Here is a 20,754-nt window from a genome sequence, read left to right on the forward strand (position 1 = left end):
GACAGGAATTTTGCGGGGGCAAGGGTTTGTAGCAGAAAAATTAGCAGCCGAAAGCGCGGACTGCCAGAAACCCTTTGCCATCGTTAACCAGCCTCGGAGGCCTCTTCGAGGCCGCTTGGGAGGCCGTATTAGCACGGAGTCGTCTCTGCTGCTAAAGCATTGAATTTCAACAGCTTGTTAAACTTTTGGGCTTGAGATGAGTTGTCAGTTTGCGTCACATTTCTCTCATGTGAGCGCATCGTTTCCGGGTGGCTCCCGGGGCACGGACAGGCCACCCCCGCAAATGCGCTCCTGCAAAGGAGGTTTGGCATGGGACTGCGCGTTGGGGGCGTTTCCGAGGAATTCCGGAAACAGATGCTGGGCTACGGGCTGACGACGGCACAAATTCTCTATCGGATGCCGGATCATCCCTCGCTGCTGCAGACCTATGTCTGGCAGAACTACGACATGTTTCCGAAATTCCCCGCGCTGACCGACTTCCTGGCGTTCTGGCAGGAGAAGCTCGACGGTCCCCTCCACTCGGTCACGGTGGCACATTGCAAGCTGATCAAGCCGGCCGAGCTCCGCGCCGTCGACGGCGTGTTCCGGCTGCATTGAACAGCGCAGCGGTCTCGTAGGGTGGGCAAAGGCGCGCACTTCGCGCGCCGTGCCCACCCCACCATCTCTGCGCAATATCTGGCAATGGTGGGCACGCTACGCTTAGCCCACCCTACTAGATCTCCCAATCAGATGCCGCTGCAATAGCGCGTCCACATCGCGCGATAGGCCTCGTCCACCGCTTGCGCATATGCGACGGGGTTGCCCGCGGCCGCGGCGTTGATCGTTGCGGGCAATTCGCGGCGCAATTGGTCGAGCTCGCCAATCTCAGCCGCACGGCTGGCCGCGATCTCGACATAGGCCTCCTCGCTGTCGGCGACCCAGTCCGGCAGGCCAAGCGCGGTGAGGATGGCCCCGGCAGCGCGGCCGGGCAGGCTGCTCCCCAGCTTCGCCACCACGGGCACGCCCATCTGCAGGGCTTCCCATGTGCTGACGCCGCCGTTCTGCGGGAACGGGTCGAGGGCAATGTCGATGCGGTTGAACGATGCCAGATGCTCGTCCCGCAAGGTGGCTCCAAGCAGATCGACGCGTTCGGCCGGCAATCGGCACGCCGCAAATCGCGCCAGCAGCTTGTCGCGGACCAGTTGATCGTCGAGCGCAACGTCCTTGATCAGCAGTCGCGAGCCCGGCACCCGCGCGAGAATCCTGGACCAGACTGCCGCTGCCTCGTCCGAGATCTTGCTGATGCGGTTGAAGACACCGAATGTGACGAAGCCGTTCGAGAGCGCCGGCGTCTTGCCCTGCGCAATTCCGGCAGGCAGCGGCGCCAGGGTCACGAAGCACGGCAGGTCGACGACCGTCTCTGCAAACAGAGGCCGAACCGCCGAAGGAATCCCGACCGGATCCGAGAACAGATAGTCGATCGTCGGCAGTCCGGTGCCGGTGCCGTGGCCCCAGCCGTGCGCCTGGATCGGTGCCGGCTTGCGCGCAAATACACCGAGGCGGTTTCCTCTGGTATGGCCGGACAGATCGATCAGGATATCGATGCGATCGTCGCGAATCTGGGCGGCAAGGCGATCGTCGCTCCATTGCGAGGCATCACGCCAGCGATCGGCGATGGCTTGAAATTCGCGTGTCGTCGCGTCCACTTTCGACGAGCACGAGTAGCACACGATCTCGAACTGGGCCCGATCATGGTGTTGCAGCACGGGCTTGAAAATGAACGCGGCCGAATGCGCGTTGAAGTCCGACGAGACGTAGCCCAGCACCAGGCGGCGATCCGGATCGCGGCTGTTGTCATGCGGTGCCGCCGCTTCTGACGCGAGTTTCGCGCCGATCCGCTCCCACCATACGCGTCGCGCCTGCTGATGCTGCGCGACGCTCGCGTCCGGCACGAAGTCGAGCGCGAAGATCTTGCTGGAGATCGCGCTCTCGAGGTCGGGCCGGATGTCGAGGGCTCTGTCGAAACTGGCCAGGGCTTCGTCGACCCGGCCGAGCCCGGCAAGGCAGAGGCCCAGCACCAGGTGAGCCTGATCGGAATCGGGCGCGATCGCGAGCGCCTTTTCGCAATCGGCCAATGCCTGGGCCATCTGCTGGGTCTGGAGCAAGACATTGGCGCGCCAGAGCCATCCGTTCACGTCGTCAGGGGCTAGGGCGATCGCCCGATTGCAATCCGCCATGGCCTCGTCAAATCGCTGCAGCTCCCGGAGTGCAACGGCGCGGTTCGCCAGCGCCGCCGCATAGTCGGGCTTGATCGCGAGCGCGCGGTTCAGGCTTGCGAGCGCCTCGTCGTAGTTGCGCAGACGGCAGAGCGCAGAGCCCCGGCCGTTGTGGGCTTCGGCCAGGTTTCCGTCGATGGCGAGCGCCCGATCGTAGCTCTCGAGCGCTTCCTGGTAGCGATCAAGGGCTGCGCTCGCGTTCCCGAGATTGGACAGGGCGAGGGCGTAGTTGGGCCGCAAGGCGAGGGCCTTGCGATAAATCTCGCGGGCCTCAGCGTGACGTTTCAGCCCGTTCAGCGCGACGCCCAGGCTCATATGGGCTTCGGCCGATCGCGGATCCGCGGCAACCGCCCGGCTCAGCAGGATCTCGGCCTGCTGATAGTTCTTCGCATCGGACTCCAGGGCGCCGAGCATATGCAGGGCGATGAATTGATTGGGTGCGATCTGCAGGAGCTGGCGATAGGCAGCCTTGGCCTCGGGCAGGCGTCCCTTCTTGTGCAATTCGAGCGCTTGCCCGAGCAAGGGTAGCGATTCGGCCTTTTGCCGTTTCTGAAGCCGGGCATTTTGAAATGCACGCTGACCGACATTGCTGCCCATGAATCATTCCCCGGATTTCCCCGGTGAGACTAGTTCAGCGCGAGAACGAAGACGAGACGACGGCCGCTCGCCACGACAGCCTGGGGCAAGCTACGATCGATGCGGAGATCGCGTGATTGGCCAACAGCCTCTTACCCTCCCCTGGAGGGGGGGTCGGCTCACATTGAGCGGAGCGAAATGTGAGACGGGGTGGGGTGACGGTCTCTCGACGTCGAACAGTGTCCGAGTGGAGAGATCACCCCACCCCGCTCGCGCTTCGCGCGATCGACCCTCCCCCTCCAGGGGAGGGTAAGCGCAGATGCGGCGCTACTCAGCACAATCAGCCCGCAATTGCCGCTTCGCCCACGACTGGGTAATCTGGCGTTCGGGCCACACCGGTGCGACGGGCGCGGCTCAGAACAGGGAGGCAGACAATGGCCAAGCAAAAGGCATCGAGGCCTGCAATGAAGACCGCGGTCAAGAAGCGGAGCGGCGCCAAGGCGGCGGCGCGATCCTCTGCACGCAAGGCCGTGAAGGCGAAGGCGCGCACTGCCGCCCCGAAGAAGCCCGCACGTCCGAAGCAGCGCATCGCCGTCAGCCATCACCGCGAGGAAGACTTCAAGGCCGACGGCCTGCGCACCTACGCGAAGTACCGCGATCTCGGCATCGCCGAGGCGACCCATGGCCTGGCGCAGGCGCATGTGATCCGCTTGCAAGGCCCCTGCAATCCGGCCGAGGTCTCCAAGCTCCACTATCACGACGTCGAATTCCAGATGGTCTACGTGCTCAAGGGGTGGGTGAAGACCTATATGGACGGACAGGGCGAGACCTTGATGAAGCAAGGCAGCGCCTGGACCCAGCCGCCGAAGATCAGGCACATGATCCTGGACTATTCGGAAGACGTGGAGCTGCTGGAGGTGATCCTCCCCGCTGAGTTCAAGACGGTGGAGTTGAAGGCGTAAGCGCGACCCTTGATCGCTAAAATGCGGTCGATCCGCGAAACCGGGCGGTCAGCAATCGGGATGATTTCGGCCGCCCCGCAAACTCGGTGCTAACCAGTCGAAAACACCTCTCGCGTCAACTCAAGGCTGTGACAACGCGGGAAATGCTTTCATGGCGACCAACACTTTTGGCCGACGCGGCACCGTAGCGCCAGCTCCAAGAGCATTGTTTCAACCCGCAGCCGCGCCGATCGCTGTGGAGAAGCCCTCGTCAAGCGAGGAGACGCTTTTTGCCGACAACAAGCTTCTGGCCGATATCCCCTTCCTCACCCTTGGCCTGATCTTCGCTCTGCTCCTGATCTTCGCTCTGCAACGCAGTCTGGCCGTCGACATTGCGCGGGACGGCGACCTCGATGTCCGCTCGCTGATCGCTCAGGGCGCGTCCGGCTACGATCTCGTCGTCGGGAGGGGGGAGTGGTGGCGGATCGGCCTTGCGCCGCTTCTGCATGGCAGCGGGTGGCACCTCGTGAGCAATTGCGTGGCGCTGTTCATCGTCGGCGTCAGGCTGGAGTCGCTGATCGGCCGCGGCTGGTTCGCGCTGATCTTCGTTGCCAGTGCATTGGCCGGCGAGGCCGGCTCGCTGCTGGGCAACGGTCCCGGCACGGTCGGCGTCGGGGCATCCGGCGCCATCACCGGGCTGATCGCCGCGCTGTTCGTCGCGAGCTTCGATCCAGAAGCGGACGCCGATCAAACCATATCGAGGCTGAAGACGTCGCTGTTCTTCGGGGTTCCCGCACTGCTGCCGCTTGCCTTCGGCGCGTCCGGCAACGTCAACTATTATGCGCATGCAGGCGGTGCCGTGGCCGGCGCCGCGCTCGCCGTCACGCCGTGGCTGGCCTTCTGGTCCTATGACAGCCTGCCGCGAAGTGCGAGCATGACCTTGCTTGCAGGATCCATCGGATCTCTCATCTGCGCCGGCTTCGCCGCCGCGCATTATTCGGCTTACATGGCCGACGCCGCGCACTATATCCGCGCCTCGGAAGTGCCGGTGAAGGCTGACGAGATGGTCTCACGGTCGCTCGATCTCGTCACCCGCTACCCGAAAGACGCGCGGGCTCACGTGTACCGTGCGGTCTTCTTCCTGGAAAAAGCGAACCTTAGTGCCGCCGAGACGGAAGCGCGAACCGCCATGGCGCTCGCAGCTTCGGACGTGGCGGGCGGGCCGGTGCGTGCGGGGGCGCAGGGCTTGATGGCGGTGTTGCTGTGGGCGCAGGGGCGAACCAGCGAAGCGAAGGCCATGGCCGCCGAGCCATGCCGTGCCAAGATGCCCGAGGTGCGCCGTATCCTGCAGAAATCGAAACTATGCGGTTGAGCCGTACGTTCCTTCCGCCGTCATTGCGAGCGAAGCGAAGCAATCCAGAAATGTATCTACGGAAACGGCCTGGATTGCTTCGCTTCGCTCGCAATGACGGTAGAGAGAGCCTACGCCAGCACCCCCACCACCGCGCCCATCAGGCACGTCGTCAGCGTCCCCGACACGATCGACTTCAGCCCCAGCGCGTTGATCTCCTCGCGCCGCTCCGGCGCCATCACCCCTAAGCCGCCGATCATGATGCCGAGGCTGGCGAAATTGGCGAAGCCGCACATCGCATAAAGCATGATCAGGCGCGAGCGCGGATCGAGCGTATCGGGCGGCAGCTTCGAGAAGTCGACATAGGCGATCAATTCGTTGAGCACGGTCTTGGTGCCCATCAGGCTGCCGGCGGTGATCGCCTGATCCCACGGCAACCCCATCAGCCAGCACACCGGCGCCATGACGAGGCCGAGCAGCCGCTGCAGCGAGATCGCGGCGCCGCCGATGTGTGGAAGCAGGCCGAGGATTGCGTTGACGAGGTAGACCAGCGCCACCAGCACCAGCAGCATCGCGACGATGTTGATCAGCAGCTCGATCCCCGCGCTGGTGCCTTTGACGATCGCGTCCATCGTGCTGGCGACCTCCATCTCCGGATCCTCCAGCGCGCCGCCGGTGCGCTTGTCGGATGTTTCGGGCACCATGATCAGGCTGACCAGGATCGCCGCTGGCGCGCCGAGCACGGAGGCGATGACGAAATGCGCGGCGGCGTCGGGGATGAGCGGGGCCAGCAGCGTCGCATAGAGCACCAGCACCGTGCCGGCGATGCCGGCCATGCCGCCGGTCATGACCAGGAACAACTCGCTGCGCGTCATCTGTGCCAGATACGGCCGCACGAACAGCGGCGCCTCGACCATGCCGAGGAAGATGTTGGCGGCGGTCGAGAGACCGACCGCGCCGCCGACGCCGAGCGTACGCTCCAGCAGCCAGGCCATGCCGCGGACGATCGGTGGCAGCACGCGCCAATAGAACAACAGCGTCGTCAGCACGCTCATGACCAGCACGATCGGCAGCGCCTGGAACGCCAGGATGAAGTCCGCGCCGGGCGCCTTCAGGTCGAAGGGCAGGGCTCCGCCGCCGACATAGCCGAACACGAAGGCGGAGCCGGCCCGCGAAGCCGCCGAGATCGCGCCGACCGCGTCGTTGATGGCACCGAAGGCATGGGCGACGACCGGCAGCTTCAGCAGCACGAGGGCGGTGACGAAGGTCGCGGCGAGGCCGATCGCCGCCTGGCGCAGCGACACGGCGCGCCGATTCTCCGCCAGCGCGAAGGCGATCAACAGCAATGCGAAAATGCCGAGTGCCGATTGCAAGCGCAGCATGGTGTCCCCAAACCCTCAATGATTATGGCCGCGCCTGCGCTGCAAAGGCAATGCCGGGACCGGCCAGAAACGCCCCAGTGTTGACAAGCGGGGCCACCTCGGCCACGCGGGAGGCCTTCGACATCGAGGGAAAGAGCGGTCCGAGGGTGACCCGACAGGCGATGCCAGAGCAGCCAATATCCGGACATCGACCGGTCAGCGCCGGCGCGCTTCTCGCCCACCGCGCCTTCCTGTTCTTCCTGCTCTCGCGCAGCCTGTCGCGCTTCTCCAGCCAGATCGCGGCGGTTGCGATCGGCTGGCAGATCTACGATCTCACCGGCTCGGCCTTCGACCTCGGCATGGTCGGCCTCGTCCAGTTCCTGCCCACGGCGCTTCTGGTGTTCGTCGCAGGCCACGCCGCCGACCGCTACGAGCGCAAGCGCGTGGTCCAGCTCTGCCAGCTGGTGGAGGCCGCGACCGCGCTCTATCTCGCGACCATCACCTATCTCGGCGCGGTCAGCGAGGTGCAGATCTTCATCGCGACCTTCCTGCTCGGGATCGCCGGCGCGTTCGAGAGCCCGACCACGGCGGCGCTGCTGCCGCTGATCGCGCCGCAGGGCTCGCTCCAGCGCGCCACCGCCGTCTCCAGTGGGGCGGCGCAGGTCGCGACCATCACGGGACCTGCGCTCGGCGGCATCGCCTACGCAATCGCCCCGCACCTTGCCTATGCCGTGATGGTCCTGTTCTGGGTGTTGGGGATGATTTTGACCGGTTTCATCCGTCCGCGCCCGCAGGCGATCGCAAGGGAGGGGATGGACTCCGACAACATCTTCGCCGGCGTCCGCTTCATTCGCAGCAACCCGGCAATCCTCGGCACCATCTCGCTCGATTTGTTCGCCGTGCTGTTCGGTGGCGTCACGGCGCTGCTGCCGATCTATGCCCGCGACATCCTCCAGACCGGCCCGGTCGGGCTCGGCGTGCTGCGCGCCGCGCCCGCCGTCGGTGCCTTGCTGATGACCATGGTGCTGGCGCGACACGCGATCTCCAGGCATGTGGGCCTGCGCATGTTCCAGGCGGTGATCGTGTTCGGCCTCGCCACCATCGTGTTCGCGCTGTCGTCCTGGATGTGGCTGTCGGTGCTGTCGCTCGCGATTCTCGGTGCGGCCGACACAATCAGCGTCGTGATCCGCTTCTCGCTGGTGCAGCTGTCGACGCCCGACGAGATGCGCGGCCGGGTCGGGGCGGTGAATTTCCTGTTCATCAACGCCTCGAACCAGCTCGGCCAGTTCGAGAGCGGCCTCACCGCCGCCCTGTTCGGCGTCATGCCCGCCGCCGTGCTCGGCGGCGTCGCCACCGTCGCGGTGGCGCTGCTGTGGATGAAGCTGTTTCCGACCCTGCGGAAGGTGGAGACCCTAGAGTAGGCCTCCGCTCTCTCCACGTCATTGCGAGGAGCCCTTGCGACGAAGCAATCCAGAATGTCACCGCGGAGGCAGCCTGGATTGCTTCGCTGCGCTCGCAATGACGATTGTGGAGGCAGCGCCGGGATTTAGCTGACGTCACCCTCGCGCGCCGAAGCCCGTTGCAACCCCACGCCGCCTACTGTGCATGGGGTTGTTTTCGCAGTTTGGGTTCAGCCTCGCCCCACGAACGGCATCTTGGTCGCCATCACCGTCATGGTCAGCACGTTGGCATCGAGCGGCAGGCCGGCCATGTAGGCCACGGCATCGCCGACCGCTTTCGCATCCATGCGCGGCTCGTGCTTGGTGGTGCCGTCGGGCTGCAGCACGCCGGGGCCGTTGACCATGCGGTCGGTCATCGGGGTCGCGGCATTGCCGATATCGACCTGGCCGACGGCGATGTCGTACATGCGGCCGTCGAGATTGCTGGCCTTGGTCAGGCCGGTGATGGCGTGCTTGGTCGAGGTGTAGGCCGCCGAGAACGGCCGCGGCGCGTGGGCCGAGATCGAGCCGTTGTTGATGATGCGCCCGCCGCGCGGGGTCTGGTCCTTCATGATGCGGAAGGCGTGCTGGGTGCACAGGAACGGGCCGGTGAGGTTGGTGTTCACCACGGCCTGCCATTGCTCGAGGCTGAGGTCCTCGAAGTTCACGGCCGGCGCGCCCATGCCGGCATTGTTGAAGAGCACGTCGAGCCGGCCATAGGTCGCCTTCACCTTGTCGAACAGCGCGGCAATGGAGTCCGGCTTGGTCATGTCGGCGGTGACGCAGAGGCTTTTCCCCGCGGGACCGAGCTTCGCCGTCTCCTCGAGCATGTCGAGCCGGCGCCCCGCGAGCACCACGGTGAAGCCGGTGTTCATCAGCGCCAGCGACGCCGCTCGCCCGACGCCGGTGCCGGCGCCCGTCACCAATGCGATCTTTTTCGCGTCACTCATCGTTTCCTGCCTTTTCTCTTCTGCTGTCAGGTTTTGGGTTCTTTGTCGTTCTTGTAGGGCGGGCGCGGAATGTTCTGGTGCGCCGCGCGCAAGGCCGCCGACCAGCGTGAGCGCAGGTCGTGGAAATAAGGCTCGCCCGCCTCGATGCGATGGTTGAGATCGGCTTCGCAGGCGTCGGTGCGCACCACCAGCACGTCGATCGGCAGGCCGACGCCGAGGTTCGAGCGCATCGTCGAGTCCATCGAGATCAGGCCCGTCTTCAGCGCCTCGTAGAGCTCGACGTCGTAGTGCATGGCACGGTCGAGCACCGGCTTGCCGTATTTGTGCTCGCCGATCTGCAGGTAGGGCGTGTCGGTGGTGCACTCGATGAAATTGCCGGCGGTGTAGACCATGAACAGGCGCATGCGCGCGCCCTTGATCTGGCCGCCGAACAGGAAGGAGACGTCGAAGGACACGTCCTCGGATTTCAGCGCCGGCCCTTCGGTGGCATGCACCGCCCGGATCGCACGGCCGATGCGCTGGGCGGCCTGGAACATGGTCGGCGCGTTCATCAGCGTCTCGATCTCGCCCGTGTTGGGGTCTTCGAGGCCCTCGGTCAGCGTCGACAGCACCGACTGGCTGATGGCGAGGTTGCCGGCACTGGCGATCGCCATGATGCGCTCGCCGGGCTTGGAGAAGATGTGCAGCTTGCGGAAGGTCGAGACGTTGTCGAGGCCGGCATTGGTGCGGGTGTCGGCGATCATCACCAGACCGTCCCGAACCAGGATTCCGCAGCAATAGGTCATTTCCAGTCCCCGAACGCGTTTGCGCGGAATTACTAGCCAATTTCAGGGGCCACTCCAACCCCCGATTCCGGCCGTCATTCCGGGGCGCGACGAAGTCGCGAGCCCGGAATCCATCGGGCCGCAGAGTTGGTGGATGAATGGATTCCGGGCTCGCGCTACGCGCGCCCCGGAATGACGAGGAATCGGCTTAGCGCTCCGCTCAGGCCTCAATCCGCCGCATCGACCAGAAACGCCTCGTCGACGGGCACGCCGAGCGCCGTGACCAGCCTGTTCGTCTCCGCGGCCATGCCGACGATGGCGAGCAGCTCGCCATATTCGGCCTCGGTCATGCCCTTGGCCCGCGCCGCCGCCGTGTGGGAGTGGATGCAATAGCTGCAGCCATGCGCGATCGACACCGCGACATAGAGCATTTCCTTGACCTTGGGATCGAGCGCGCCGGGAGCCATCACCTCCTTGATGCTCTCCCAGGTTCGCCGCAGCGTCTTCGGATCATGCGCCAGCGCGCGCCAGAAATTGTTGACGAAGTCCGATTTCCGCACCTTGCGGATATCGTCGAAGACGGCGCGCGCCTCGCTGGAGAGCTCATCGTCCGAAAGCAGTTTTACGGTGGCCATGGGTACCTCGCGGTATCTGATCCGCGAGTGTAGCACGGCCGACGTGGCCCGACGGCCGCGCCTAGCCCTGCCGCTGGGACTGCGATTGCGACTGCCCGGCGCGGCCGGCCTGCTCGACCTTCACGGCCACCGTCAGCGTTTCCGTGCCGCCGCCGTAGCGCGTGCCGCGCACCGGGGCGGCGCCGAGATAGTCGAGCCCGATTGCGACGCGGACATGGGCGTCGGTGGCGCAGATGCTGTTGGCGGGATCGAAGCCGACCCAGCCGAGATCGGCCACGTAGGCCTCCGCCCAGGCATGGCCGGCGTCCTGGTGCACCGTGTCGTCCGCCCGCAGGAAATGCCCGGAGACGAAGCGCGCCGGCACGCCGCCGGCGCGGGCGCAGGCGATGAAGATGTGCGCGTAATCCTGGCAGACCCCGCGCTTGAGCGTGAACGCCTCCGCCGCGGACGTGCCGCTGTTGGTGGGGTCCTCGTCGAACGTCATGTGATCGGCAACCTGCGTCATCAGCGTGTGCAGGAAGCCCAGCGTGTCGCTCTCGGCCTCGCTGCGCAACTGGCGCGCGACTGCCGCCATCGCCGGATTGACGGAGGTGAGATCGGTGGCGCGCAGGAACATGCCGGCGGGAAACCGCTCATCGGCGCCGCGCAGCACGCCGCCGGTGTCGTGGGTCTCGATCAGCCCTTCGGCAATGATCTGGATGTCGCCGACGGGCCCGCAGGACAGCACGTGGGTGACGTTGCCGAACGCGTCCTCATGCATCTCGAGCTTGGTGTCGGTGGAGACGTCGATCTGCCATTCCGCGACGTACTGCCCGTCATGGCTACCCGGCGTCATGCGCAGAATCTGGATCACGCTGGTGGCCGGCGGCTCGTAGCGATAAGTCGTGGTGTGCTGGATTCGCAGGCGCATGGTGGACCGTTGTTCTGGCGTCATTCCGGGGCGATGCGCCAGCATCGAACCCGGAATCTCGAGATTCCGGGTCTGGTCCTTCGGACCATCCCGGAACGACAGCGTGGATCAAATCAAATACTGCTTCGTGATGATTTCGCCCAGCCTGGAATTGTCCGCGATGAATTCCTGAATGAATTCATGCACGCCATGCTGGAAAATGTCGTTCATGTTGCTGTGTTCCAGTCGGTTGCGGATGCCGCGGGCGTGGCGCTGGGCCGGGCCCTGGCGGCCATAGGCGACGCCGATCTGGTCGAGGTTGCGAACAAGGTTGCCGTAGCAGCTGGCGAGCGAACGCGGCAGCGTGTCGTTGAGGATCAGGAGGTCCGCGATCAGCCAGGGCTTCAGCGTCTCGCGATAGACCCAGTGATAGGCCGTCAGCGCGGAGACTGAGCGCAGGATCGAGCTCCACTGGTAGAAGTCGAGCGGACCGCCGACATGCTCTTCCTCGGGCAGCAGCACGTGGTACTTCACGTCGAGAATGCGCGCGGTGTTGTCGGCGCGCTCGAGATGCACGCCCATGCGGGAGAACCAATAGGCGTCGTTGCGCAGCATGGTCCGGTAGGCCGAGCCGTCGAAGCGCAGCGAGGTCTCCTGCACGAAGCGCAGGAATTTTGCGAGGTCCTCGCGCGTCGAGGTGCCCTTGCTCCAGACCGCCTGCAGCTCGATCCACGCCGAGTTGATGGTGTCCCACATTTCGCTGGTGAGCGCCGTGCGCACGGAGCGCGAGTTCAGCCGCGCCGCTTCGATGCAGTTTCGGATCGAGGACGGGTTGTTCTGGGAGAACGAGAGAAACTCGACGACATTGTGCTCGTTGGCTTCCTCATAGGCCTGATAGAAGCTCGCAGCGACGCCGGCGGTGAGCAGCGCCGAATCCCATTCATTGGTCTTGCCGATATAGGCGGCGGGAAGCGCGGTGACGCGCAGCGTCGCATCGATGGTGCGCGCGAGATATTCGGCCCGTTCGACGTAGCGGGCGAGCCAGTAGAGGTTTTCGGCAGTACGCGACAGCATCTCTCTACTCGTCCAAAATCCAGGTGTCCTTGGTGCCGCCGCCCTGGCTCGAGTTCACCACCAGGGAGCCTTCCTTGAGCGCGACGCGGGTGAGGCCACCCGGCACGATCGTCGTGCTCTTGCTGCCCGTGAGCACGAACGGCCGCAGGTCCACGTGACGGGGCGCGAGGCCCGACGCCGTGCAGGTCGGGCAGGTCGAGAGCGCAAGCGTCGGCTGGGCGATGAAACCTTCCGGCTCGCGCTTGAGCTTGTCGCGGAACGCTTCGATCGTCGCTTTGGTCGCGGCGGGACCGATCAGCATGCCGTAGCCGCCGGAGCCGTGCACTTCCTTGACGACGAGCTCGCTCAGATTGTCCAGCACATAGGCGAGGTCCTTCGGCTCGCGGCAGCGCCAGGTCGGCACGTTCTTCAGGATCGGCTCCTCGCCCAAATAGAATTTCACGATGTCGGGCATGTAGGAGTAGATCGCCTTGTCATCGGCGATGCCGGTGCCGACGGCGTTGGCGAGCGTGATGTTGCCGGCCGCATAGGCCGACATCAGGCCGGGCACGCCGAGCACGGAATCGGGACGGAAGGTGAGGGGATCGAGGAAGTCGTCGTCGACGCGGCGATAGATCACGTCGACCCGCTTCAGCCCTTCCGTCGTGCGCATGAACACTTCGTTGTTCTTGACGACGAGGTCGCGGCCTTCCACCAGCTCGATGCCGAGCTTGTCGGCGAGGAAGGAGTGCTCGTAATAGGCCGAATTGTAGACGCCCGGGGTGAGCAGGGCCACCGTCGGCTCGCCCGAAGCGCTCTGCGGCGCGACCGAGCGGAGCGCGGCGAGCAACTCGTCCGGATAGCGCTCGACCGGCGCCACCCTGTGGCGGGCGAACAGATCCGGAAACAGCCGCATCATGATCTCGCGGTTTTCCAGCATGTAGGAGACGCCCGACGGCGTGCGGGCGTTGTCCTCCAGCACGATGAAGTCCTCGGCGTCGACCCGGACGATGTCGATGCCGGCGATGTGCACGTAGACGTCATGCGGCACCTGCTGGCCGTTCATCTCGGGCCGGAACACCGGATTCTGGAAGATCAGATCGTCGGGCACGATTTCGGCGCGAAGGATGTCGCGGCCGTGATAGATGTCGCGCAGGAACATGTTGAGCGCGCGCACGCGCTGCTTCAGGCCCTTCTCCAGGACGCCCCATTCCTTGGCGGACATGATCCGTGGAATCACATCGAAGGGGATCAGGCGCTCGGTGGATTCGGAATCGCCGTAGACCGCGAAGGTGATGCCGATCCGGCGGAACAGGAGCTCGGCTTCCTGGCGGCGATATTCAAGCGCCTCGGGAGGCGTCTCCTTGAGCCAGCGTGCCAGCTCCTGATAGGCGGGGCGAAGGTCCCCGCCGGGAATGTTCATTTCATCAAACGCGACTGCCATAGATCCCGACTTGTCTCCGCAAGGCGTTGCGCCATTCGACAGATCGTCAGGCCTTGGTGAAGACCGCAACGTCCTGGCCACGCGTCAACAGTGCATGACTTTCATGTGGTAGCAAGGGCCGGGCCAGCGCGATAAGCATGGAGAAGGGGCATTTGCCGCCGATGGCCGGTGGCGTGCCTGAAAAAATGGCTGAAGACTGCTTATTTCGGAAGCAAAACCGCGTGACTTCAACGCGTTACCTCGGCAAAGTCGGCGTCACAGGTGAGGGACTTAAGGCATGAGCGAGATCGTCACGGCGGGCATTCTGGTCATTGGAGACGAAATCCTGTCCGGCCGGACCAAGGACAAGAATATCGGCTTCATCGCCGAATACCTGACCAATATCGGCATCGACCTGAAGGAGGTCCGTGTCGTCTCCGACGACGAGCCCGACATCATCGCCGCATTGGATGCACTGCGGCATCGCTACACCTACGTCTTCACCACCGGCGGCATCGGGCCGACCCATGACGACATCACCGCAGATAGCGTCGCCAAGGCGTTCGGCGTCGGCATCGACCATCACCCGGAGGTGGTCGCCCGTTTCCGCGAGCGCTGGAGCGAGCAGGATCTCAACGAGGCCCGCCTGCGGATGGCCCGCATCCCCGACGGTGCCGAGCTGATCCAGAGCGCGACCATCCTCGCGCCCGGCTTCAAGATCGGCAATGTCATCGTGATGGCCGGCGTGCCGTCGATCATGCAGGCGATGATGGACATCGTCGCGCCCAAGCTGAAGTCGGGCGTGCGCATGCTGTCCGAATCGGTCCGCGCCAATGCACGCGAGGGCGACATTGGCGGCCCGCTGCGGGCGATCGCCGCCGCCCATCCCGACACCATCATCGGCAGCTATCCCTTCATGGACGAGGAGCAGAAGCCCAACACCAACCTGGTTGTGCGCTCGCGCGATCCGGAGAAGCTCGGGGCAGCAATGGCCGCGGTGAAGGAAATGCTGGCGGGATTGAACGTCAACCGCTAGCAGGGATTGCCGGACGAGATTGCAGGAGAAAGGCGATGGGTGGTGAAGCACCGGAACTGAGCGCGCAGGAGCGGGCAGGCAAGGCCTTTCCCGTCTCATGGGACCAGTTCCACCGGGATTGCCGGGCGCTGACCTGGCGACTCAACGAGGTCGGCCCGTTCCATGCGGTGATCGCGATCACCCGCGGCGGCCTGGTGCCGGCCGCGATCGTGGCGCGCGAGCTGGGGGTGCGCGTGATCGATACGGTCTGCATCGCCAGTTACGACCACAACAAGCAGGGCGACCTTCAGGTGCTCAAGGGCATTTCCGAGGCGGCCATGAAGCTCGGCGGCGGCACCGGCAAGGGCCTGTTGATCGTCGACGACCTCGTCGACACCGGCAAGACCGGCAAGCTGGTGCGCGAGATGCTCCCCGATGCGCATTTCGCCACCGTCTACGCCAAGCCGATGGGACGCCCGCTGGTCGACACTTTCATTACCGAGGTGTCGCAGGACACCTGGATCTTCTTCCCCTGGGACACCGCGCTGTCCTACCACCCGCCACTGCGCGACGGGGCGGCGTGAGCTTTCTTCACCTCGCCCCGCTTGCGGGGAGAGGTCGCGCCGAAGGCGCGGGTGAGGGGGACTCTGCGCGAGTCCCACTGTCACCGAATTTGCGGAAGCAGCCCCTCACCCCAACCCTCTCCCCGTAAGAACGGGGAGAGGGAGTGGACCCGCACCATGCCCCTCCAAAACCGCGTCACGCCTACCGGCGACATCATCGCCACGCCACACCGCGGTCTCTTCACCGGCAATCGCGGCATCATCCACGATCCCGCGAGGAAGACGCTGCTGAAGAAGCGCTGGTCGACGCCGGCCTGGATCACATGCCTGTGCGAATTCCGCGGCTGGCGTCGTCCGGTGATGGCGCGGCGGAGCTGGACCGAGCTGTTCTTCCTCGACGAGGCCACCGCCTTCGCGGCAGGGCACCGGCCCTGCTTCTTTTGCCGGCGCGACGACGCCAAACGATTTCGCGCGGCGTGGGAGAAGGGCAATGGTGCGAGCAACATCAGCGCCAAGGCGATGGATGCCGTCCTGCATCGGGAGCGTCTCGATCGCGGCCGCAAGCAACTGCACCTGCTCCCGATGCCGCTGGCGGACCTGCCCGACGGCGCGATGGTGCAGCAGGACGAAGACAGCTTTCTGGTGATGCAGGGACAGACGCGGCTGTGGTCGCCGGCGGGCTACGCGTCGCATGCACGTATGGTCGATCGGGCGATGTTGTTGACGCCACCTTCCACGCTGCGCGCCATCATGGCCGGTTATCGGCCGGTGCTGCATCCGACGGCGTCGGGCTGAAGCGCCGATATCCTCGTGATCAGCCCAGCCTCTCGCGCGCCACCGCCGCGCCCGCGCCGAGCGCCATCAGCTTGGCTTCGGCGATCTCGCGCCGCATCGGCGCCATGCCGCAATTGGTGGTGGCGATGATGTTGCTCTTCGGCACGAATTGCGACACCGCCTCGATCACCTTCACGACGTCCTCGGCCGTCTCCACCGTGTCGCTGGCGACGTCAATCACGCCGGCCTGCACGATTTTGTTCTTGAGCAGCGCGAGCAGGTCGAGCGGCACCTTGGAATTGCGGCACTCGATCGCGACCTGCTGGATCGGGCTGGCATCGATCGCGGGGAAGATCTGCTCGTATTGCCGCCACTGGCTGCCGAGCGTCTCCTTCCAGTCGGTGTTGGCCTTGATGCCGTAGCCGTAGCAGATGTGCACGGCGGTGGCGCAGGTCAGGCCCTGCGCGGCGCGCTCCAGCGCCTTGATGCCCCAATCGTTGACCTCGTCCATGTAGACGTTGAAGGCGGGCTCGTCGAACTGCACGAGATCGACGCCGTCGGCCTGCAAGGCCTTGGCTTCCTCGTTCAAGAGCTCTGCGAAGGCAAAGGCCATCTTGACCCGATCGCCGTAGTAGCGATCGGCAATGGTGTCGATGATGGTCATCGGGCCAGGCAGGGTGAATTTCACCTGCTTCTTCGTGTGCGTGCGCGCGACGCGCGCCTCGAGATCATGGACGCGGCCCTTCAGCCGGAGCGGCGCGACCACCTGCGGCACCATCGCCTTGTAGCGATCTTTCCGGATTCCCATCTCGACCTTGTGGGCGAAATCGATGCCCTCGATCTTCTCCAGGAAGCCGTGCACGAAGTGCTGCCGCGCCTGCTCGCCTTCGGTGACGATGTCGATGCCGGCGTCCTCCTGGATCTTCAGCCAGATCAGCGTCGCATCACGCTTGGCGCGGGCGAGCTCGTCGCCTTCGGACTTCCAGGGCGCCCAGAGCATGTTGGGCTCGGCGAGCCATTCCGGCTTCGGCAGGGAGCCGGCGATCGTGGTTGGAAACAGCATGGCGGCCCTCCCGGCAGGTTGAGTTGCGCCCCTTCCTGCCATGTCCTAACGTCGAGGTACAGAACAACGAAAGTCGCTCTCCATTCCAGCAGCGGCGACAGGGAAAGGCCCAAGCAAGGGCCAGAGGAAAGGCCAATGGAAAGGTCATGATCGACCTCTATTACGCGCCGACGCCGAACGGCTGGAAAGTCTCGATCATGCTGGAGGAACTCGGGTTGCCTTATAAGGTGATCCCGGTGAATATCCGCGCCGGCGAGCAGTTCAATCCTGAGTTTCTGGGGATATCTCCGAACAACCGCATTCCCGCCATCGTCGATCACGATCCCGCTGATGGCGGCGCGCCGTTCTCGGCGTTCGAGACCGGCGCGATCCTGGTTTATCTCGCGGAGAAGACCGGCCGTTTCCTGCCGGCTGATTTGCGCGGGCGCTCCACCACGATCCAGTGGGTGATGTGGCAGATGGCGGGCCTTGGGCCGATGCTCGGCCAGCACGGCCATTTCGCGCTCTATGCGGCCGAGAAGATCCCTTACGCGATCGAGCGCTATCGCGACGAGGCGGCGCGGCTCTATGGCGTGCTCGATCGCCAATTGGCCAAGACCGGCGCCTATGTCGCCGGCGACTATTCCATCGCCGACATCGCCTGCTTCCCGTGGACCATGACGCACAAGGCGCAAGGTTTTACGCTGGAGGACTATCCGAGCGTGAAGCGCTGGTACGCCGAGGTTCGGGCGAGGCCGAAGGTGCAAGCGGGGCTCGCGATCGGAAAGTTCGTGAAAGAGCCGTTCGACGAGGAATCACGCAAGATCATGTTCGGCCAGCGTGCGAAGGAAGTGTTGGGAAGGAAGTAGGCCTCCGCTCCCTCCTCATCATTGCGAGCGAAGCGAAGCAATCCAGACTGGTTCCGCGGAAAGACTCTGGATTGCTTCGCTTCGCCCGCAATGACGGGGGAGAGATCGAGAGAAACAAGACACAAGGAACCCCCATGATCGAATTCTTCTTCGACTGCTCCAGCCCCTGGACCTATCTCGCCTTCCACAACATCCAGCCGCTCGCCAAAGAGCTCGGCGCCGCCATCACCTGGCGTCCGATCCTGGTCGGCGGCATCTTCAACACGGTCAATCCGAGCGTCTACGCGCAGCGCGAGAAGCCGGTGCCGCTGAAGGCGCGCTACATGAAGAAGGACCTCGCCGACTGGGCGCGTTCGGCGGGCCTTGCCATCAAGATGCCGCCGACGGTGTTTCCGGTGAACAGCGTCAAGGCGATGCGCGGCTGCCTCTGGCTCGGTCAGGACATGGTGCCGTTCGCGACATCAGTGTTCGAGACCTATTGGGGCGAGGACAAGGACATCTCGCAAGACGCGGTGCTCGCGGAGATCTGCAGGAAAGTCGGCATCGACGAGCAGAAGTTCTTCGCCGGCATTGCCGAGCAGGACATCAAGGACCAGCTCAAGGCCAATACCGAGGAGGTGATGGCGCGCGGCGGCTTCGGCTCGCCGACGATTTTCGTGAACAAGACCGACATGTATTTCGGCAATGACCGCCTGCCGCTGATCCGCGAAGCGCTTCAGCGCAGCAAGGCGAGCGCGGCCTGATGGTGCGCGCCGTCATCTGCCGCGAACTCGGCGCGCCCGAGACTTTGCGGCTGGAAGAATTTCCGTCGCGCGCGCTGAAGCCGGGCGAGGTGCGCGTTGCCATCCGCGCCGCCGGGCTGAACTTTCCCGACGTGCTGATGGCGGCGGGCGAGTATCAGCTCAAGCCCGAGCTGCCGTTCACGCCCGGCATGGAAGCGGCCGGTAACGTGACAGAGGTGGGCGCGGAGGCGAGCGGCGTTGCCGTCGGCGACAAGGTCATCGTCAAGATGCGCCATGGCGCCTTTGCCGATGAAGCCGTGGTGACGCCGTCGCAGCTCACCCCCATGCCGTCCACCTTCGACTATGCCGAGGCTGCGACCTATCTCGCCGGCCACGGCACGGCCTATCATGCGTTGATCGATCGCGGCCGGGTCGCGCCGGGCGAGGTGCTGCTGGTCCACGGCGCCGGCGGCGGCGTCGGCCTTGCCGCCGTGGAGATCGGCAAGATGCTGGGTGCGACCGTGATCGCGACCGCCTCCAGCGACGAGAAGCTCGAGATCGCGAGATCGCGCGGCGCCGATCATCTTATCCGCTACGACCGCGAGCCGTTTCGCGATGCCGTCAAGCGCATCACCGACGGCCGCGGCGCGGACGTCGTGTTCGACCCCGTCGGTGGCCAGGTCTTCGAAGATTCGATGCGTTGCATCGCCTGGGGCGCGCGGCTGCTGGTGATCGGCTTCACCGGCGGCATCGGCTCGGCCAAGACCAATCTCTTGCTGATCAAGGGCGCCAGCGTGCTTGGCGTGCGCGCCGGCGAAGCGGTGCGCAAGAATCCTGCGCTCGGAGAGGTCCGCCTGAAGGCGCTCTTGCAATGGGCGGAGGAGGGCAAGCTGCGCCCCAACGTCTCGCACCGCCTGCCGCTCGATGACTACGCGAAGGCGATGCGGCTGCTGATCGACCGCAAGGCGATCGGACGGGTCGCGCTGCTGATGCAGTGACGGTGCCGTTTGCCTTGTAGGGTGGGTTAGCCCTGCAGATGCGCGAAGCGCATCTGCTCGGCGTAACCCACCACGTCTGTTACCGCGGATATTCAAAGAGGTGGGTTACGCCTTCGGCTAACCCACCCTACGAGAGCGTCACTTGTACTCCCGCTCCGTCCACCACGGGAAATAATCCGGCATGTCCGTCGAGACCCTGTTCTTGAACTGCGCCGGCCGCTTCTCCAGGAACGACACCACGCCTTCCTTGACGTCGTCGGAGCGGCCGCGGGCGTAGATGCCGCGGCTGTCGACCTTGTGGGCCTCCATCGGATCGTCGGCGCCCATCATGCGCCACATCATCTGGCGGATCAGCGCGACCGACACCGGCGCGGTCTTGGCGCAAAACTCCTTTGCCAGCGCACGTGCGGTCGGCAGCAGATCGTCCGGCGCGACCACCTTGCTGACGAGGCGGCCGGCAAGGGCTTCCTGGGCCGGGAAGACGCGGCCCGAATAGCACCACTCCAGCGCCTGCGAGATGCCGACGATGCGCGGCAGGAACCAGCTCGAGGCCGCCTCCGGGACGATGCCGCGCTGGGAGAACACGAAGCCGAACCGCGCCGCCTCCGAGGCGATGCGGATGTCCATCGCCAGCTGCATGGTGACGCCGATGCCGACCGCCGGGCCGTTCACCGCGGCGATCACGGGCTTGAGGCACTTGAAGATGCGCAAGGTCACCTGGCCGCCGCCGTCGCGCACCTGCGGGTCGCTATAGTCGACCTTGCCGTCCGCGAAGCGCTTGACCGGCCCGCGCCGCGCGTCGCGGTCGAACGTGTCGGCGCCGGACGACAGATCGGCGCCCGCGCAAAAGCCACGGCCGGCGCCGGTGACGATGATGGCGCGGACATTGTCATCCTTGTCGGCGGCGTCGAACGCGTCGATCAGCTCTCGTTGCATCTGCGCGTTGAAGGCGTTGAGCTTGTCGGGCCGGTTCAGCGTGATGGTGAGGATCTGCTCGGCGACCTCGTATTTGATCGTCTCATACGCCATGGTGGTTTCCTTCCTTTGTTTCTTATTCTCTCTTTAGCACGTCTTCCGGGGCGCGCCTCTTGGCGCGAGCCCGGAATCCATACTCATTATCGTGGTTATGGATTC

Annotated in this window: 21 protein-coding genes; 10 read left to right on the forward strand and 11 right to left on the reverse strand. The window is 64.9% G+C overall.

Going from position 1 to position 20,754, the window contains the following annotated elements; all coding sequences use genetic code 11:
- Nucleotides 1–309: 309 nt before the first annotated feature.
- Entirely contained in the window at nucleotides 310–597 is a 288-nt protein-coding gene (locus ACNJYA_RS14855; RefSeq protein ID WP_036029809.1) for an usg protein, read from the forward strand.
- A 128-nt stretch (nucleotides 598–725) separates the two neighbouring features.
- On the opposite strand, the gene ACNJYA_RS14860 is transcribed toward ACNJYA_RS14855, so the two are convergent.
- Nucleotides 726–2,852, reverse strand: coding sequence for a tetratricopeptide repeat protein (locus ACNJYA_RS14860; RefSeq protein ID WP_439403153.1), 2,127 nt, complete (start codon nucleotides 2,850–2,852; stop codon nucleotides 726–728).
- A 413-nt stretch (nucleotides 2,853–3,265) separates the two neighbouring features.
- On the opposite strand from ACNJYA_RS14860, the gene ACNJYA_RS14865 reads away from it, so the two are divergent.
- The gene (locus ACNJYA_RS14865) at nucleotides 3,266–3,793 is read left to right on the forward strand and encodes a cupin domain-containing protein (RefSeq protein WP_439403154.1); all 528 of its coding nucleotides are present in this window, start codon (nucleotides 3,266–3,268) and stop codon (nucleotides 3,791–3,793) included.
- A 250-nt stretch (nucleotides 3,794–4,043) separates the two neighbouring features.
- Here the strand turns inward: ACNJYA_RS14865 and ACNJYA_RS14870 are convergent, their stop codons facing one another.
- Nucleotides 4,044–4,280, reverse strand: coding sequence for a hypothetical protein (locus ACNJYA_RS14870; protein WP_439403536.1), 237 nt, complete (start codon nucleotides 4,278–4,280; stop codon nucleotides 4,044–4,046).
- Nucleotides 4,281–4,298: 18 nt separating this feature from the next.
- On the opposite strand from ACNJYA_RS14870, the gene ACNJYA_RS14875 reads away from it, so the two are divergent.
- Nucleotides 4,299–5,144, forward strand: a complete 846-nt coding sequence (locus ACNJYA_RS14875; RefSeq protein ID WP_439403444.1) for a rhomboid family intramembrane serine protease — start codon at nucleotides 4,299–4,301, stop codon at nucleotides 5,142–5,144.
- A gap of 110 nt (nucleotides 5,145–5,254) precedes the next feature.
- Here the strand turns inward: ACNJYA_RS14875 and ACNJYA_RS14880 are convergent, their stop codons facing one another.
- On the reverse strand, nucleotides 5,255–6,505 hold the full coding sequence (locus tag ACNJYA_RS14880) for a NupC/NupG family nucleoside CNT transporter (protein ID WP_439403155.1): 1,251 nt from the start codon (nucleotides 6,503–6,505) through the stop codon (nucleotides 5,255–5,257).
- A gap of 161 nt (nucleotides 6,506–6,666) precedes the next feature.
- Here ACNJYA_RS14880 and ACNJYA_RS14885 point away from each other — a divergent pair, with 161 nt between their 5' ends.
- The gene (locus ACNJYA_RS14885) at nucleotides 6,667–7,905 is read left to right on the forward strand and encodes an MFS transporter (RefSeq protein WP_439403156.1); all 1,239 of its coding nucleotides are present in this window, start codon (nucleotides 6,667–6,669) and stop codon (nucleotides 7,903–7,905) included.
- A 209-nt stretch (nucleotides 7,906–8,114) separates the two neighbouring features.
- On the opposite strand, the gene ACNJYA_RS14890 is transcribed toward ACNJYA_RS14885, so the two are convergent.
- The 6 genes from ACNJYA_RS14890 to ACNJYA_RS14915 all read right to left on the reverse strand — a co-directional run bounded on the left by ACNJYA_RS14890 (nucleotide 8,115) and on the right by ACNJYA_RS14915 (nucleotide 13,658).
- Complete coding sequence (locus ACNJYA_RS14890) at nucleotides 8,115–8,873, reverse strand: SDR family oxidoreductase (protein WP_212258092.1); 759 nt, start codon at nucleotides 8,871–8,873, stop codon at nucleotides 8,115–8,117.
- Nucleotides 8,874–8,899: 26 nt separating this feature from the next.
- Entirely contained in the window at nucleotides 8,900–9,658 is a 759-nt protein-coding gene (locus ACNJYA_RS14895) for a proteasome-type protease (protein ID WP_025037198.1), read from the reverse strand.
- 206 nt (nucleotides 9,659–9,864) lie between these two features.
- On the reverse strand, nucleotides 9,865–10,272 hold the full coding sequence (locus ACNJYA_RS14900; protein WP_172783043.1) for a carboxymuconolactone decarboxylase family protein: 408 nt from the start codon (nucleotides 10,270–10,272) through the stop codon (nucleotides 9,865–9,867).
- A 61-nt stretch (nucleotides 10,273–10,333) separates the two neighbouring features.
- On the reverse strand, nucleotides 10,334–11,182 hold the full coding sequence (locus ACNJYA_RS14905) for a transglutaminase family protein (protein ID WP_439403157.1): 849 nt from the start codon (nucleotides 11,180–11,182) through the stop codon (nucleotides 10,334–10,336).
- A 108-nt stretch (nucleotides 11,183–11,290) separates the two neighbouring features.
- Nucleotides 11,291–12,235 (reverse strand): alpha-E domain-containing protein, encoded by a 945-nt coding sequence (locus ACNJYA_RS14910; RefSeq protein ID WP_172783045.1) that lies wholly within the window; start codon nucleotides 12,233–12,235, stop codon nucleotides 11,291–11,293.
- Between the two features lie 4 nt (nucleotides 12,236–12,239).
- A complete protein-coding gene (locus ACNJYA_RS14915) occupies nucleotides 12,240–13,658 on the reverse strand; it encodes a circularly permuted type 2 ATP-grasp protein (RefSeq protein ID WP_172783046.1) in 1,419 nt (472 codons plus the stop codon).
- A 277-nt stretch (nucleotides 13,659–13,935) separates the two neighbouring features.
- On the opposite strand from ACNJYA_RS14915, the gene ACNJYA_RS14920 reads away from it, so the two are divergent.
- The 3 genes from ACNJYA_RS14920 (at nucleotide 13,936) to ACNJYA_RS14930 (ending at nucleotide 16,010) form a co-directional block, all read left to right on the forward strand.
- On the forward strand, nucleotides 13,936–14,673 hold the full coding sequence (locus ACNJYA_RS14920) for a competence/damage-inducible protein A (RefSeq protein ID WP_172783047.1): 738 nt from the start codon (nucleotides 13,936–13,938) through the stop codon (nucleotides 14,671–14,673).
- Between the two features lie 35 nt (nucleotides 14,674–14,708).
- Nucleotides 14,709–15,236 carry a xanthine phosphoribosyltransferase gene (gene gpt / locus ACNJYA_RS14925; RefSeq protein ID WP_439403158.1) on the forward strand — a complete coding sequence of 176 codons (528 nt, stop codon included), beginning with the start codon at nucleotides 14,709–14,711 and terminating at the stop codon, nucleotides 15,234–15,236.
- Between the two features lie 156 nt (nucleotides 15,237–15,392).
- Nucleotides 15,393–16,010, forward strand: coding sequence for a hypothetical protein (locus ACNJYA_RS14930; RefSeq protein WP_439403159.1), 618 nt, complete (start codon nucleotides 15,393–15,395; stop codon nucleotides 16,008–16,010).
- A gap of 19 nt (nucleotides 16,011–16,029) precedes the next feature.
- On the opposite strand, the gene ACNJYA_RS14935 is transcribed toward ACNJYA_RS14930, so the two are convergent.
- Nucleotides 16,030–17,052, reverse strand: coding sequence for a methionine synthase (locus ACNJYA_RS14935; RefSeq protein WP_439403160.1), 1,023 nt, complete (start codon nucleotides 17,050–17,052; stop codon nucleotides 16,030–16,032).
- Nucleotides 17,053–17,198: 146 nt separating this feature from the next.
- Between ACNJYA_RS14935 and ACNJYA_RS14940 the strand changes: the two genes are divergently transcribed.
- The 3 genes from ACNJYA_RS14940 (at nucleotide 17,199) to ACNJYA_RS14950 (ending at nucleotide 19,620) form a co-directional block, all read left to right on the forward strand.
- Entirely contained in the window at nucleotides 17,199–17,900 is a 702-nt protein-coding gene (locus ACNJYA_RS14940; protein WP_439403161.1) for a glutathione S-transferase N-terminal domain-containing protein, read from the forward strand.
- 134 nt (nucleotides 17,901–18,034) lie between these two features.
- A complete protein-coding gene (locus ACNJYA_RS14945) occupies nucleotides 18,035–18,643 on the forward strand; it encodes a 2-hydroxychromene-2-carboxylate isomerase (RefSeq protein WP_172783052.1) in 609 nt (202 codons plus the stop codon).
- Nucleotides 18,643–19,620 carry an NADPH:quinone oxidoreductase family protein gene (locus tag ACNJYA_RS14950; protein ID WP_439403162.1) on the forward strand — a complete coding sequence of 326 codons (978 nt, stop codon included), beginning with the start codon at nucleotides 18,643–18,645 and terminating at the stop codon, nucleotides 19,618–19,620. The genes ACNJYA_RS14945 and ACNJYA_RS14950 overlap by 1 nt, the downstream gene beginning before the upstream one ends.
- A gap of 138 nt (nucleotides 19,621–19,758) precedes the next feature.
- Here ACNJYA_RS14950 and ACNJYA_RS14955 read toward each other — a convergent pair whose 3' ends face one another.
- The gene (locus tag ACNJYA_RS14955; protein WP_172783054.1) at nucleotides 19,759–20,649 is read right to left on the reverse strand and encodes a crotonase/enoyl-CoA hydratase family protein; all 891 of its coding nucleotides are present in this window, start codon (nucleotides 20,647–20,649) and stop codon (nucleotides 19,759–19,761) included.
- Nucleotides 20,650–20,754: the final 105 nt, after the last annotated feature.

Origin of the sequence: Bradyrhizobium sp. BLXBL-01 (assembly GCF_051853025.1) — a bacterium.
Classification (GTDB): domain Bacteria; phylum Pseudomonadota; class Alphaproteobacteria; order Rhizobiales; family Xanthobacteraceae; genus Bradyrhizobium.

Excerpts from the sequence above, each read along its gene's own strand:
- gpt (WP_439403158.1), top strand. The coding sequence starts at position 14,709 with ATGGGTGGTGAAGCACCGGAACTGAGCGCGCAGGAGCGGGCAGGCAAG.
- ACNJYA_RS14935 (WP_439403160.1), bottom strand. The coding sequence starts at position 17,052 with ATGCTGTTTCCAACCACGATCGCCGGCTCCCTGCCGAAGCCGGAATGG.
- ACNJYA_RS14930 (WP_439403159.1), top strand. The coding sequence starts at position 15,393 with ATGCCCCTCCAAAACCGCGTCACGCCTACCGGCGACATCATCGCCACG.
- ACNJYA_RS14940 (WP_439403161.1), top strand. The coding sequence starts at position 17,199 with ATGATCGACCTCTATTACGCGCCGACGCCGAACGGCTGGAAAGTCTCG.
- ACNJYA_RS14900 (WP_172783043.1), bottom strand. The coding sequence starts at position 10,272 with ATGGCCACCGTAAAACTGCTTTCGGACGATGAGCTCTCCAGCGAGGCG.
- ACNJYA_RS14870 (WP_439403536.1), bottom strand. The coding sequence starts at position 4,280 with ATGCAGAAGCGGCGCAAGGCCGATCCGCCACCACTCCCCCCTCCCGAC.
- ACNJYA_RS14895 (WP_025037198.1), bottom strand. The coding sequence starts at position 9,658 with ATGACCTATTGCTGCGGAATCCTGGTTCGGGACGGTCTGGTGATGATC.
- ACNJYA_RS14865 (WP_439403154.1), top strand. The coding sequence starts at position 3,266 with ATGGCCAAGCAAAAGGCATCGAGGCCTGCAATGAAGACCGCGGTCAAG.
- ACNJYA_RS14955 (WP_172783054.1), bottom strand. The coding sequence starts at position 20,649 with ATGGCGTATGAGACGATCAAATACGAGGTCGCCGAGCAGATCCTCACC.
- ACNJYA_RS14860 (WP_439403153.1), bottom strand. The coding sequence starts at position 2,852 with ATGGGCAGCAATGTCGGTCAGCGTGCATTTCAAAATGCCCGGCTTCAG.
- ACNJYA_RS14890 (WP_212258092.1), bottom strand. The coding sequence starts at position 8,873 with ATGAGTGACGCGAAAAAGATCGCATTGGTGACGGGCGCCGGCACCGGC.
- ACNJYA_RS14950 (WP_439403162.1), top strand. The coding sequence starts at position 18,643 with ATGGTGCGCGCCGTCATCTGCCGCGAACTCGGCGCGCCCGAGACTTTG.
- ACNJYA_RS14880 (WP_439403155.1), bottom strand. The coding sequence starts at position 6,505 with ATGCTGCGCTTGCAATCGGCACTCGGCATTTTCGCATTGCTGTTGATC.
- ACNJYA_RS14920 (WP_172783047.1), top strand. The coding sequence starts at position 13,936 with ATGAGCGAGATCGTCACGGCGGGCATTCTGGTCATTGGAGACGAAATC.
- ACNJYA_RS14885 (WP_439403156.1), top strand. The coding sequence starts at position 6,667 with ATGCCAGAGCAGCCAATATCCGGACATCGACCGGTCAGCGCCGGCGCG.
- ACNJYA_RS14855 (WP_036029809.1), top strand. The coding sequence starts at position 310 with ATGGGACTGCGCGTTGGGGGCGTTTCCGAGGAATTCCGGAAACAGATG.
- ACNJYA_RS14910 (WP_172783045.1), bottom strand. The coding sequence starts at position 12,235 with ATGCTGTCGCGTACTGCCGAAAACCTCTACTGGCTCGCCCGCTACGTC.
- ACNJYA_RS14915 (WP_172783046.1), bottom strand. The coding sequence starts at position 13,658 with ATGGCAGTCGCGTTTGATGAAATGAACATTCCCGGCGGGGACCTTCGC.
- ACNJYA_RS14945 (WP_172783052.1), top strand. The coding sequence starts at position 18,035 with ATGATCGAATTCTTCTTCGACTGCTCCAGCCCCTGGACCTATCTCGCC.
- ACNJYA_RS14905 (WP_439403157.1), bottom strand. The coding sequence starts at position 11,182 with ATGCGCCTGCGAATCCAGCACACCACGACTTATCGCTACGAGCCGCCG.